General features: G+C 45.3%; 6 protein-coding genes. 1 reads left to right on the forward strand and 5 read right to left on the reverse strand.

What is annotated here, in order from left to right; all coding sequences use genetic code 11:
- Window positions 1–64: 64 nt before the first annotated feature.
- The 5 genes from QUA80_RS31415 to QUA80_RS31435 all read right to left on the reverse strand — a co-directional run bounded on the left by QUA80_RS31415 (window position 65) and on the right by QUA80_RS31435 (window position 10,851).
- On the reverse strand, window positions 65–5,665 hold the full coding sequence (locus QUA80_RS31415; RefSeq protein ID WP_333428847.1) for an AAA family ATPase: 5,601 nt from the start codon (window positions 5,663–5,665) through the stop codon (window positions 65–67).
- Window positions 5,666–6,217: 552 nt separating this feature from the next.
- Entirely contained in the window at window positions 6,218–8,551 is a 2,334-nt protein-coding gene (locus QUA80_RS31420) for an NAD(P)-binding protein (protein WP_333428848.1), read from the reverse strand.
- A 130-nt stretch (window positions 8,552–8,681) separates the two neighbouring features.
- Window positions 8,682–9,932 (reverse strand): hypothetical protein, encoded by a 1,251-nt coding sequence (locus QUA80_RS31425; protein ID WP_333428849.1) that lies wholly within the window; start codon window positions 9,930–9,932, stop codon window positions 8,682–8,684.
- A gap of 101 nt (window positions 9,933–10,033) precedes the next feature.
- Window positions 10,034–10,219 (reverse strand): hypothetical protein, encoded by a 186-nt coding sequence (locus QUA80_RS31430; RefSeq protein WP_333428850.1) that lies wholly within the window; start codon window positions 10,217–10,219, stop codon window positions 10,034–10,036.
- Complete coding sequence (locus QUA80_RS31435; protein WP_333428851.1) at window positions 10,216–10,851, reverse strand: tyrosine-type recombinase/integrase; 636 nt, start codon at window positions 10,849–10,851, stop codon at window positions 10,216–10,218. Before QUA80_RS31435 ends, QUA80_RS31430 begins: the two co-directional genes overlap by 4 nt.
- A 262-nt stretch (window positions 10,852–11,113) precedes the next feature.
- On the opposite strand from QUA80_RS31435, the gene QUA80_RS31440 reads away from it, so the two are divergent.
- On the forward strand, window positions 11,114–14,818 hold the full coding sequence (locus tag QUA80_RS31440) for a beta-ketoacyl synthase N-terminal-like domain-containing protein (RefSeq protein WP_333428852.1): 3,705 nt from the start codon (window positions 11,114–11,116) through the stop codon (window positions 14,816–14,818).
- Window positions 14,819–14,871: the final 53 nt, after the last annotated feature.

Raw genomic sequence — 14,871 nt, forward strand, 5'->3', positions numbered from 1 at the left:
ACTAATTTCCTTGATGAATCGAATGCGAGGTGCTATCCCAGAGAGCACTGAATCCGAATATTTCTTATTTTCTTCTGCTTAGAGTGATGGAAGAGCGATATATACCCTGCGATAGCGGAATCTCCAAAACAAATTCAGCGCCCCGCCTCGGTGCAGAAAAGCAGGTTAGCTTCCCGCCGTGTTTTTGTACGATAATTGAGTGCGAAACAGACAAGCCCAGACCGGTGCCCGAACCTACAGGCTTAGTTGTAAAAAAGGGATCGAATACCCGAACGCGGACTGATTCACTCATTCCAACTCCGTTGTCTGCAATTGAGACGATCGCGCTAGTGCCTTTTACCTCTGTGCGAATCCGAATCGCAGGCGTTGGGCACTGTTGGTTGTCCAACTGTACCAGCGCATCGATCGCATTGCCTAGAATATTCACAAACACCTGATTGAGTTCTCCAGCAAAACACTCGACTAAAGGCAGGTTCCCGTATTCTTTAACAACCTGAATTTCTCTGCTCGCAATGCCGACCTGTTCGCCGCTATCATCTCCATCCCCCAGCTTTACCGCTCTCGTCAGGCGGTGCTGCAAAATCAGCAGCGTGCTCTCAATCCCTTCGTGAATGTCAACCCGTTTCATCTCGCTCTCTGCAAGGCGCGAAAAATTCCGCAAACCTATCACAATATTGCGGATGCGCTCGGCTCCAACATTCATCGACTTCAGAATTTGCAGCAAGTCTTGTTTGAGGAAATCAAGTTCAATTTCCTCTGTTATTGCTGCCAATTCAGGAGTGAGATTCGGGTAGGTCTGCTGGTAAATATCGATTATTTGCAGCAAAGATTGCATGTATTCAGTTGCGTGAGTAAGATTGCCGTAAATGAAATTAATCGGATTGTTAATTTCATGAGCAATTCCTGCAACTAGCTGTCCCAAACTTGACATTTTTTCAGTTTGAATCATTTGAGCCTGAGTCTGCTGCAATTCGAGCAGAGCATTTTCTAGCTGAACAGCTTGTTCTTTTAACTGCATTTCTGACTGCCTCAAAGCCGATTCAGTAGAGATTCGCTCGCTAATTTCCTGCTGCAAGAGCGCGTTTTTTTCTGTAACTTCCCGCGTTCTATCTTGCACTTTTGCCTCTAAAGTCTGGCTGTACTCCTGCAATTTTTCATTGGCTGCCGACAAGTTTTTATATAGAAAAGCATTTTCTAAAGAAATCGCAGCTTGAGTAGAAAGAAGTTTTAAAACTTCCTGCCTTTCTGCTGTGAAAACACCCGCTGCCAGATTATTTTCTAAATAAAGCACAGCAATTAAAGTACCTTGATTGATAATAGGCATACATAAAACAGACTTAGTATTGTTTTTGACAATGTAAGTATCATTTTTGAATAGTTCATCCTTCCCGGCATCATCTAAAACAACATCTCTTTTCGTTCGGACTGCATAATTTATTAGAGACAATGGCAAATCCTGACTGAAAGCGATGGGAAGCGACTGCTGTACTATTATCCGATCTCGTTCAACAGAACCAGAGGCTTCTATTAACAAGTCGCCATTTTTTGCTAAAATTAAAAAACCGCTTTGGGCGCCAGCGTTCTCCATCAGAATTTTTAGCAATTTTTCTAGCAATTTACTCAAAACAACTTCGCTAGCTAAAATTTGCGAAGCCTTCATTACTGTTGCTAAGTCTAAGAAAGAATTACCTACTGTAGTATTTATAGATGTTGTAGTTTTTGTAGAAATAGTTCTCTCAAAGCTGGCGTTCTTAGCAGCAGATATCAGAGAAAGAAGCGGAGGATATCTTGACTCCAAATCTGCAATCTTAGTCTTTGCTCCCCACCGAGCGTAGCCGTAGTATGCTGATGCCATGTAAGTCTGACCGATCTCCTCTCTGGAGGCCCTTAAATAAAATTCAGCCGCCAGTTCGCAAGCTAAAGCTTCCTCCTGAACGTACCCGTGTTTTTTAGCTCCCGCGATGGCGAGATCGTAATACTCCATCGCTTCCCAATTTTGCCCTTTCACCCGCGCTATTTCTGCCTCAACCAGATCGTATTTATGCTGATAATTAGCCGGAGCATGGTAAGCCCAGCCCTTCATTTTTGCTTGATTCAACTCCACAACAGCCAGAGCTTCTTGTTGTTCGCTCTCCTTTCCAGATTCAGCCCGAGCTCGTAAATCGGGATACTGAGCCAGAAGAGCTAGCGAATAGTAGAAGTTGTGGACAGCAACCGTCATGTGTCCGGGTGCTGCTGCTTTATATTTTTCAGCGATTGAAGCATTTTCGATGGCAGCAGCAAACTCTTTAAACAAGTAAGATAGAATTGCTTTAGCAAGATAGGCAGCAAAAAGGGATATCTGATTGTTTGCTGTTTCTAAGATCGGCAGCATTTCTACTTCATCAAAACTCTCGCCAATCAAACAGCATTTATCAGCAGTCGGTCGGGAGAGATTCAAAACAAGCTGCCTCCATATTTTAATGTAGTAGACCCCGAATTCTTGTTTGAGTTTCAGCAGTAAATCGAGATAATGAGCTTGGCGCGACTCTACAGATTCTAGGTAGTTGCCAATTAAAAATATATGAGCGCAAGAGTTCAACGCACAATAGCCAGCATATTCTACATCTCCAGTATCCAGACCGCTTTGCACCCCGAATTGCAAAGCATCTATTGTTTCCCTAGCGTGTTCTTTCCAATGTCTGATAGTAACGTTAAACAGAGTGTACACTTTAGCTGTGAGTTCTTTAGCATTAAATTGCTCTAACAGCTTCAAAGCTATCTGACCGGAATAATATCCTGCCTCTAAATCTCCAAGTGCTGCACACAGGAGCAAGCCATAAATGCTGTAAGCGTAAGCTGCTAGCGCTGAATGACCGTTTTCAATGCAGAGATTAATTTGAGTCAATACGATGGGCAAAACCATCTCAGGCTTGGCAATAGAAGCGGGAGCTGAGATAGTCACCAGCAGCCGCATCGCCGCCAGTTTATCAGGAGCGTTCATTTCGGGAACATTTTCCAAATCTGCCAGCGCAGGCAATTTTACTGAGGCATTTCCGGCTTCTAGCAATTTGGGAGAAACCCCGAGCACGGACAATACTTCCCAACCCGTATCAATAGCTTTAACGAGCTGGTTCTGAGCGACAAAAGATTGAATTTTTAGCTCGTATACTTTCACCTTATCGAGTAGGGTTTTTGCCTCTTGTAAAACAGCGTCAGCTAGTAGTTCAGAGTGCTTGAAATTGGTGTTTAAAAATTCGGTTTCTACAGCTTCTACATAGAGGTTAAGAGTCAATTCATACTGACTTTGCCAGCTATTAACAGCAAGGAGTTCCAAACCAATATTTAGATACCTGGCAGCAGCTTCGTAAGCTGTCGCTGCTTTGGCTTTCTGACCGGCAATTAGATTGAGGAAAGCTAGTTCATCTTTTTCTACTTGCCCAACTATTAAGTCAGTGCTAAAATTAAGTTGATTGACCAGAGCAAAAATATTTTCTTTTCTGTCTTCAGGGCTGGTATTTTGCAGTAAAAGTTTGCCAATGCTCAGGTGAGTCAATTTTCGTTCGGATTCGGGAATCAAAGAATAAGCGGCTTGCTGCACGCGATCGTGCAAAAACTTATAGTCTACCCTGGAATCGCTGAGAATAAGTTCGCCTAGTTCATCCTGTTGAAAAACTAGCGGGATTTTGTAGTTTCCACTTAGAGGCAAAATTAAACCTGACTGAAGTGCCGGCCACAGACTAGAAGCAGTAACTGATTCTGACTCTTCATTCACAATTGCCAAAACGCTTAAATTAAAAGTGCTGCCGATGCAAGCCGCCAATTTTAAGACTTTTTGCGTTGATGCTGGTAGCTTTAGAATATTCTTTGCTATCAGTTCAACGATATTGCAATCCGCAATGCCGATGGTTTGAATAAGTTCGATATCCCACTGCCAAATACCGATACAAGTGTCGTAAGTTAGCAGTCGTTCGGAATCCAGCACTTTCAGCAGTTGAGTCAAGAAGAAGGGATTGCCTTGGGTTTTATTGAAAAGCAGTTCTGAGAAAGATTTTATACGGCTAACTTCGGGAGATTCGTTGAGCGCCTCTGCAATTAGCTGCCTGACATGGTTTAGCTGTAAAGGTTTAACAGCAATATTATGGATGGCAGCCCCACTTTCTCGAATCTTTTCTAATGTCTGAATCAAGGGATGAGCTGGATTGACTTCGTTATCCCGATAAGCTCCAATCGTTAACAGGTATTGGCTGTCGCGATCGCTCATCAGCAGTTGGATTAATTTGAGGGATGCTGAATCAGCCCACTGCAAGTCGTCTAGGAAAAGAACGAGGGGGTGTTCGGGTTGACAAAAGACTTTGAAGAACTGACCAAAAACGCGATTGAAGCGGTTTTGGGATTCATAGGAACTCAGTTGCGGTACTTCTGGCTGATGACCGACAATCAGTTCAAGTTCGGGAATAACATTAATAATTAGAGAACCATTTTGACTCAGTGCCGTTAAAATCTTCTCTTTCCAAACAGCTATTTTTTCAGAATCTTCTGTTAATAGCTGTCGCAAGAGTGACTGGAAAGCTTGAATCAGCGAAGCGTAAGGAATATTGCGCTTAAACTGGTCAAATTTACCAGCAATAAAATACCCCCGCTTGGCTGCAACAGGTTTGTGAACTTCATTCACCAAGCAAGATTTACCAATTCCCGAATAACCGCTGACCAGCATCATTTCGGCTGTGCCGAGGCTGGTTCGTTCAAACGCTTCCATTAATACAGCTACCTCTTTTTCCCTGCCGTAGAGCTTCTGCGGGATCAGCAGTTGACCGGATAAATCTTTAGACCCTACAATAAATGGCGAAATTGTACCGAATTCCTGTAGCTGAGTTAGGCAATTTTCTAGATCGGCTTTTAATCCCTCAGCAGTTTGATACCGCTCTTCTGCGGTTTTGGCTAATAATTTGAGCGTGATGTCAGAAATTGCTTGGGGAATTTCTGGATTTAACTGAATCGGCGGAACTGGTTGCTTTGCTAAATGGCAGTGAATCAATTCCATTGGGTCTGTGGCTGCAAAAGGCAGGGAACCTGTCAGCATTTCATAAAAAGTTGCACCCAAGGAGTAAAAGTCGGTACGGTAGTCGATCGACCGATTCATCCGGCCAGTTTGCTCTGGGGATATATAGGCTAGCGTGCCTTCCAGACAATTAGGATTGTTAATTGTTTGGTTTTCTCTGCCCAGGCGAGAAGAAATGCTAAAATCTATGATTTTAACCACCCAAGTTGCAGTACGGACAATAATATTGGGCGGCTTAATATCTTTATGAACGATCTGCTGTTTGTGGAGTTGCCCTAAAGTTTCGGCTAACTGAATTGCTATTCGGAGAAAGCCGATAAAATCGTTCTTGAGAGAAGCAAGGATGTAATTCAAAGATTGAGCGCCAAAATCTTCCATAATTAAGGCGAAGCTGTTCTGGTATCTTTCCAGCCCCAAGCACTTAACAACTCCTGGGATGTTCAAGTTTTTCGCGATTTCATATTGATACTTTAAATTAGCAACATCAATAGGATGTGGATACTTAGAACTTAGTAGCTTAACAATAACAGGCTGTTGGTTCTGAAGCTTCAGCCCCCGATAAACAACTGTTTTCACGCCTTCATTAATTTTTTTTAAATTTGTGTATCCCGGAAGTTTTAGCATATTTTTTGGTAATTAATAATTCGTTTATAGTGCAATACGCTTGGGCCCGTGGAAAATTATAGCGAAAATGTTGGGCGGCCCTTCGGCTTCGCTCAGGAACCGTGAAACGGAGGGTTCGTTCAAGGAGTGCCCAACCGTAGCGCGATCTGTTTTTTAACACTAACCCAAGCGTATTGGTTTATAGTGGCTTTAACAGAATTTACGCAACATCACCGCAGGCAGGGGGCAACCCGAGGGGACTTGCCCCTACGAAAGGTTGAGCCTTCTGCTGTTCGAGGTAAGCCCTGTTTTAATATTTATGAGATTGGGCAATACTGCGGACAGTTGTGGAGGATCTCGCCCTTGCAGAGTCTGGAGAGGTACGTTGTTGGGCGGGGCCTCTTAAGAGCGCACAAGCGCAACAACGTACCTCTGACCAGAGTTCTGCCGGTCGCAATCTCTTTTCTGTCGGAAATATAGCTCGGGAATTAAAGATATTATTCCGTTTTGGTATTAGCTTTTTTTTCGCTTCGAGCGCTGTAAATTCATTGCTGCTGCACCCCGGCACAGGTTTCAGAACCAAGCATCCCTCTCACCGATAATTTGTTTTGCATACTCAATCTCAAAAATTTGTTTTAAAATAGCACGGGCAGCCTGCATAGCTGACATAACGGTTGCTTCGACACAGCCGGAATTGTAACCGTTGTCGATCCAGTCGCCCGTCAAGTAGAGGTTAGCGAAGCCTGATTCATCGGTTTTGAGCCGATATTTTGTACTTCCGGGAACAGAAAGCACGTAACGCTCTGAAGGATCGATGTTGACTCGCCAGTATTGAGAGTAGAAACGTTCCTGTCCCTGCTGGTTTTTTAGATCGACAAGCAAATCCCAATTCAACCCTTGAGGGTTTTCTGGAGTGGTAGCTTTAGGCCACAGGTGGCCAATGTGGTTTTCAAGGAAGTTGATAGCCTGTTTTTCTACTTTCTCCTGTTCCCTTTTCGGGAAACCGCGATCGCTGCTGGGAGGAATTCCTGAGTCTGCTATTACGCCTGTAAAATAAGCAAGATTGTAGGGATAATGTTCGGAAGACCAATTTTCGCGCTGGATCAAATCGCTCATATCGGCATAAGTATCGAGGGGTTCTACATAAGAACCGACCACAGGAGGGCCCCCCCTCCACCCCAACTGCTGTAAATTAGATTTAAGCCACAACTGTCCGCCTTGAGTTGGAACTGTTTCGATTTGATTCACCATCAACGCCCATTTTTGATGGGCAGGATTTTTTTCAGCATTAATCAAATCGCCGCAGATAAAGGGTAAAGCTCCTAGAGAAATGCCGAGAATTACCAAGTCAAAATCTTCTCCAACATTGAGAGTGACTGGGGTTTCATTATCTTGCCAGGGAGTCCAAAAAGACTCCAAATTTACCTGCTGTTGCTGGAGTTCTTCACCTTCTACAATTTGCTCGTAGCGGGGTTGGCTCGGCCAGCAGAGGAGCCTCTTAACTTTAATCAGCGGCTCGTATTCCCGAGCTGGTTCTTTGAGATTCACCTGGCGTCCCAAAGAAATGCTAGCGATCGACTGCTGCGCGCCGTCAAGGTGCAACTGTTTCACGCGGTGGAAAAACTCAAACTTGACACCCCGACGTTTCAGCACTTTATAAAGCGGGGCGAAAACCGTATCTCCCATACCAGCTTGCATTTTCCACATAATCGCCCCGCTGTACTGGAAAATTACGGTTGTTAAGATGCGGATTGCTGTTCCTGCTGCCAGTCTGGGCTGATGAACGTTCCCCCCAGGAAAGGCATAAACAAGGTCGTACAAAACGCGGATAAATGCTGAATTGATGCTGGTTTCCCCGGCCCCGTGTTTTTGCAGCCACTCTCTATAGTCGTATTCGTCTAAAGAGTCTAAAGAACCAGAATAAATTACTTCATCTACAAACAATCCCCGAATGTTGGCAAATGCTAAATCTAACAAAACTATAATCCGAAATGTATCGTCATCTTGCTCGAGTTCTGCCTCGATAGAGCTTCTCAACCGCTGCATAAATCGCTCTAAAAGTTTAAGAATGATTCTGTGGTGTTCGGGGCGGTGAGTGCGGGTATCGTCCGGCATAGATTTTGCTAACTTGTAGGCCAGATCGAGAAATGTTCCTTCTGATGTTAAATCAATAGTGTCTAAGGTAGTTCCTATCAGTTTCATAGCATTTTCCAACCACTGACACCAGCGGGCTGGTTCTTTGAGAAGTAACTGCACCAGTTGGTCGGGAAGGTGAAGCGGTGCGATTTCTGAGGTGAGTTTAAGAGTTTCCCCGCCAATATCTATCTGTTTGGCAAGAAGTTCTAACCAGTTCGGGATTTGCTGATTGCTGGATAATCGGTTAACTGAACGCTGAGATTTTAAAGAGCTTGAACCTTCAAATCCATCGCGCATCAATTTGAGCAGAGAGCAGATATGCTCCCACATCGAGAAATAGCCCCCTCCTTCCCAAGGAAGCAATTTATTCGCGGGAAAGTTGAACGGCCACTGAACCCAGCGACCGTTAATATATTCTTCGAGAACTACGAGATTGTGAGGCTTGAAGGCATCTTCTACGCTCGAAAATGGGCCGTCTTCTCCTAATTCCTCGTAGCACTGCTTCATCAATCGAAAAGCATTCTCGTAAAATCCAAAGAAAATGTGCAATCCATGTTCTTCAATGCGGTAGGTAGGTTCGCGGTAGGGGGGGTTCGGCTCCACACTGCGTCCTGATGCACCCTTACCACCTAAACGCCAGCCCTGCTGGTACACGGTAATATCGTAGAGGGCATTCCATCCCGGCTGGCTGGTGAGTTCAAAAGCAGTAGTTAGGGAGGCTACTCCCCCTCCCAAGATGGCAATTTTTTTGAGTTTGGGTGCTGAAGCCATGTGTTTGTTCAGTAGATTATCTACTTTCAAAAGTATATCTTTCAAAATGGAAGTGGCGAGCCAGTGCTGTTATGCAATAATGGCAAGTTATCGCCCGCTTTTTTACAAGCTGACTCACAAAAAGGGTAGCCTAAGAATGCGCTTTCCAAACCGCAGTACCGTTTTCGACTGTGAAATCAAAGTTGAGCCAGAAAGCTAGCTTGGGTTGTATGTTTGCTGATTGTTCTGTTTGTAGGCTGCCTTTATAAAGTCCCAGTTCTTTGACGATGGGGTGGCTGGCAAAATCGTAGACTGTCACCTCGAACTGAGAACCCAAAGAATCAAAACTTAGGAGTTGTCCTGCGTGAAATTTTGACACTTTCATGGGAATTTCTACGATAGCTTGATAGCAAGCTTGTTTGCCGTCTTTTTCATCGCGAAACTGCTTGAGCATGACTACAGGAATTTCTGCATTGAGCAAGTATTCTAACAGATTTAGCGGCAGCCACAAGCCTGGGATTTCAATGATACCGTCGTTCGCGAAAAGTAACTGCGTGATGTTAGTTACTGCTTCGGAATAACTAGCCCATTTTTTGGGTAATTCGTTTTTGCTCTCTACATTTTTGGACGATACTCTGATTAGCTGTTCCCATTGGGCTTCTGTTTGGGCCGTTAAAGTTTTCCACGTATAAGTGTGCAAGCTGAAGGGTTCTTGCAAGTGATTGTTAATTGGGGGAATTTTGAAGCCACCAATTTCCTTCGGTATGCCGTATACCTCGCGACCTGAAACTAAAGCCGGTGAATTGCTGACAAATATGTAGGGGACGAACCAAGCAAAACGGTCTATTTTAAAGACTGGGCCGCATTGTTTCCCGACCATAGTCAACATCCAAATCACAACTTCCTGCTCGTCGATATAACCGCGATCTCGGTCGGGCTTGTCTCTAGAAGCCAGGGAATCTATAGTTCCAAAGGTTAGTATGATATAGTTTGTGGCCGGGCGGTACTCGATTTGTGGGCTGGTTAAATTATTGAGGTATTTGTCGCACAAATTCTGTAGTTTATGCAAAGAACTTTCTAACACAAACCCATAGAGGTTTGTACCTTTGATGTCGTAGGGTTGCAGAAAACACTGCTCGTTAGCTCGTTCAATATATTGCGGGGGTTTTGAAGGATTACTGCCGCCCGATAAAAATGTCTCGCCAAATTTATGTGCTTCTTGTTCTATGCTTTCGCCTCTGGCAGCAAGGTCAAGGAGCAGTTGCTCTGGCGAACCCGGCGGTTTTGCGAGGATGTCTGCTAATTTTTGCGGGTTGTGGAGCAGTTCCGCGATCGCGCTGCTTGCTCCTAGTGCCGTGCGAAAGCCTGTTTGCAGAAGTTGAGCGGCGCTGTTAACATTCATTGCTTTACGGCCTCGTCGTGAGTTAGCTTGCAGACTTCTTGTATTTCAGTCATATCACAAATACCGCTCGGTTCGATCCGAATTAACGCCAATTTTCTCAATCACAAACTCTTTATCGAGCCATCGAGAAAGCAAACTAAGTTCACGACCCACCTATACTTCATGTGACCGTTGGGGCGATCCGTGTGGTGTATATCTGACCCGACAGCGGAGTCGGTCAAACTTGCTGCATTACTGCACTGGTAGGCGGAGATGGAGCGATCGCGGCGGTTGGGGGCGATCGTCATAAACTAGCAGACTGCTGCCAACGGAGTAACGAGCGTTTTCCAGTGTTAGAAAGCATGGAAACTGAAGCGATAGCTCCTGTGACTTGTTCTGGCCGGCACCTCTTTCGTAGCGCTGCAACTGTTCTGGCGTTGCGGTGGCCGCTGATTTCTTGAACGATCCGCAATGGGATACCCGCGTTGCTCATCTGAGTGAGCGCAGACCTTCTGAGGCTGTGGGTGGAAGCGCCGGTGATGCCAACAAGTGAACAGGCTTCTTGGAACAGGTGAGAGGCTGCTTCCGGGTTCGCGTGTTTCCAGCGGTGGTTGAGGTGGCGGCTGGGGAACAGGTAGGGGTGTGAGGGATGTTTGTAGGTTTCTAACAGCAGCCTCAACTCTTGAATGATCGGGATAGTGCGGGTGACGAGCTTGCCTTTGGTGTTGCCTTTACGGATAATCATGGAGGAGCGGACGACGCCCGCCGGGGTGAAAACATCGATGACTTTCAAGCTGCACGCTTCGGCAATCCGACAGGCGGTGTAGAGGCAAATTCCGAAAAGGGCGCGATCGCGATCGCTCTGCAAACCTTCGCTGAACAGCAGTTCGATTTCCTCTTGCGTTAGGATTTTTGCTTGCCCGTGTCCCTCTATCTTCATGCTTGGTGTATACCCGACCCGATACCAGAAAGTTTGCCGCAAATACTGCACTGCTGCATTCGTCGGGGGTATTTCTTAATGTGGCGGTTGCGGGCGATTGTCGCAAACTAGCTCTGCTAGCTAACGCGGTAAAGGTTCAAAAGTCACAGTTAACAGTCCGCGATTCAGAACAATTGCTATAAAATTAGGGAATTATTAGATGTTATTAATTTTCTTGCCAAAATTGAGATACAGTTATCAGGCAAGTTGAGGAGTTAATCCTTTGGAGATTGAACCTATTGCAATTATTGGTATCGGATGCCGTTTTCCTAGTGCAGTCAATCCTGAAACTTTCTGGCATCTGCTTTGCCACAAGATTGATGCGATCGCCCCCATTGCCTCTAATCGCTACGACCTACATTCCTGCTTGCTCCGCGACCCTATTTCACAGCAGTCGCAATTTATACAAGGTGGTTTTTTAGAGCAGATAGATCGATTTGACCCGCAGTTCTTTAATATGGCTCCTCAAGAAGCTGTCAGCATCGATCCTCAACAACGGCTGTTACTGGAAGTCACCTGGGAAGCCCTTGAAGATGCTGGGTTAATCCCTCAAAAACTCTCAGGAAGTGCAACAGGAGTTTTTGTCGGTATTGCTGGCTCTGATTACTACGAAATGATGGCAGAAGCACGCACGACGAATGGCTATGCAGTTTCTGGGAATCTCAGCAGTGTTGTTGCTAACCGTATTTCCTACGTGCTTAACTTTACAGGCCCGAGTTTGTCAATTAACACGGCTTGTTCCTCCTCTCTAGTGGCGGTTCATCTTGCCTGTCAAAGCTTGTACAGGAAAGAATCTAGTTTAGCAATAGCTGCAGGCGTGAATATCACGCTATTGCCTGAAGTAACAACAAGCCTAACCAATGCGGGGACGATCTCAACGACAGGACGTTGCAAAACATTCGATGCTCAAGCTGATGGCTTCGTTCGTGGTGAGGGAGTTGGTGTTGTCGTTTTAAAGTTGCTGTCTCAAGCATTGGCAGACTCTGACCCCATCTATGCAGTCATCCGGGGTAGTGCAGTCAACCAAGATGGACGCAGTAATGGACTGGCTGCTCCCAATCTGCAAGCACAACAGGCACTACTGCAGCAGGCTTATCAGAATGCTGGAATTTCGCCGAGTTCAGTTCAATATGTTGAAGCACAAGGTACTGGAACTCTGTTGGGAGATGCGATCGAACTCAAAGCCCTGGCAAATGTTCTAGGAGCGAATCGCCCTCCAGGAGATAAATGTCGCGTTGGTTCTGTAAAAACCAATATCGGACACTTAGAGGCAGCCAGTGGAATTGCCGGATTGATTAAAGTGGCATTGTCCCTCAAGTATGGAAAGATTCCGCCGAATTTGCATTTTCAGCAGCCAAATCCGAATGTGGCATTAGATAAACTGTCATTGCAAGTACAGCAAACTTTGGAGGCTTGGCCAAACGATCGCCCTTGTATTGCGGGTGTAAGCGCGTTTGGCTTTGGCGGCACGAACGCTCATGTAGTGATGGAAGCAGCACCCGATTTGGTGGTGGACTCTTCTGAGATCGATCGCCCTTTACATCTGCTGACTCTATCTGCCAAAACTGAAACAGCATTGCGATCGCTGCAAGCGCGTTATCACGAGTTTCTAGTTAATCATCCTGATGTATCAATTGCCGATGTTTGTTTTAGTGCCAATACTGGCAGAACCTCATTTAATTATCGGTTGGCCGTGACAGGGAACTCCACAGCACAAATTGCAGAACGCCTGAAAGCCTTTGCATCGTCTGGACAGTCGGCGGGGTTGGTGAGTGGCGTTGTCAAGCCCAAGAAAATACCCAAGATTGGATTTTTGTTTAGTGGCTTGAGCAACCACACACTAGGACTAGACCGTCAACTGTACGAACAAGCACCCACTTTCCGCCAAGTAGTAGATCGTTGTAATGCGATCGCTCAGCCATTGCTGGGAAAGTCTCTGCTCGATATTCTCTATTCTCCTAATACTCCGGAAAATACTACCAATACTGATTCAGAATTATTTATAGCAACATTCGCGCTGCAAGTAGCACTTTGCGAATTGTGGAAAGCTTGGGGAATTACACCCACATTCGTAATGGGAACAAGCATAGGAGAGTATGCAGCAGCCTATGCTGCTGGCTTGTTCAGTCTGGAAGACGCATTCAAGATGGTAATCTCTGGACAGCAGCATCTTCAATCTGAAAACTCAAAGGGGACGATGGTTGGCGTGCTTGCGGATGAACAGCGGGTAGCGGCTGCAATTCAACCTTATGGTGACAAGGTTGCCATTGCCTTTTATGGTGGATCGCAAATTGTCATTTCCGGTCAGCAAGAAGTAGTTGATGCAGTTGTGACCGATCTCAAAGCAAAAAAAGTCAAAACTCTTCCCTGGGATACATCCTATGCTTATCATTCCCCGCTGATGAAATCGCTGGAGATTGATTTTACCCAGTATAAATCAGACTATACACCCTCTGTGCCGCAAATTCCGATAATTTCTGGCTCTACAGGTCAGCTATCTGATGATGCCATGACCAAAATAGACTATTGGGTAAGTCTGATCCGCGAACCCGTGAGATTTGCAACGGGAATACAAACTATGCACGAGCAAGGAGTTACAGTATTTGTCGAAATTGGGCCAAAATCCAGTTCTTTGTCAATGGGTATGCGTTGTCTACCTGAAGTAACCGGGACTTGGCTTCCCAGCTTGCGTCCGGGGCAATCTAGCTGGCAGCAGTTGTTGTCGAGTTTGGCACAACTTTATGTTCTAGGAGTACCTGTTAATTGGTCAGGACTGGATCGTGATTATCGGCGCGAACGCCGGAGGCTACCCACTTATCCTTTTGATCGACAAAGCTATTGGTTCAACAGTAGTCGATCGTCTCAATCAAGCACTCTATCTTCACTACCTCAAGGTTCTTTGATTTCTAGCTTACTAAATCGGGGACATTCAGCAGAAAAGATTGTTCAGTCTCTTGCTGAAACGGAATCATTTTCTCCAGAGGAAGTGCAACTCCTACCAAAATTAATCGCTGCTTTAGTTCAAGATCGCCAGCAAAATGAAAGTGAATCTTCTTTGAGCAGCCCCATCACCAATCTAGACGTACCCGTCCCTCAAGCTATTGTCCTTGAATCGAATATTTCATTAATGCAAGTACAAACGGCAACATCCCCAGAAGAACAGCAGCAACAACTTGAAGAATATTTGACACAACAGATTGCTAAAGTGTTGGGATTGGTTCCATCCCAGCTTGATGTTGGACAACCACTCTATACTTTGGGGTTGGATTCGTTGATGTTAGTTCAACTAATAAACCGCATTAAAAAAGACTTTGCTTTAGAGTTGTCAATCGAGGTGTTATTTGAAAACATGACCCTGCTCGATCTGGCTCAAGAATTGCAGAGCAAATTGACCTTGTTTAAAAGTGAATCTGATGCTCCTATTATTCCTATGATAGCTGCGAGAACAGCGGCTGTTGCTTTGCCTTTGTCTTTTGCTCAGGAGTCATTTTACTCGCAAGTAAAACTAGACCCAAATAATCCCTTTGCCAATCTCCCCTACACCCTGCACTTTACAGGCGATCTAGACATTCCAGCATTAGAACGCAGTCTGAATGAATTGGTGCACCGTCATGCTGCTCTGCGAACCACTTTTGAGATTGACGCAGAACAACCCACTCAGATCGTTCATCCAACGATGAATATACCATTGTCAGTAGTGGATTTGCGATCGCTCTCTCAATCAGAACAGCAAATAGCAGTCCAACAGCTATCCCAACAGGAAGCTCAAGAATCCTTCGATATAGTCCAGGGGCCACTTGTGCGAACCACACTGCTGAAGCTCACCGAAAAACAACATATTCTGCTGATTACCATCCACCACCTGATTACAGATGGCACCTCTATCGTAATCTTTCTTCAGGAACTAGTAGACGTAGGCGGGAGTTAACCTACCATTGATTATTTCTTCAATGCTTTGCCCGAATAAGTCCATTTGAAGGG

The organism is Microcoleus sp. F4-D5 (genome assembly GCF_036704885.1).
GTDB lineage: Bacteria > Cyanobacteriota > Cyanobacteriia > Cyanobacteriales > Microcoleaceae > Microcoleus.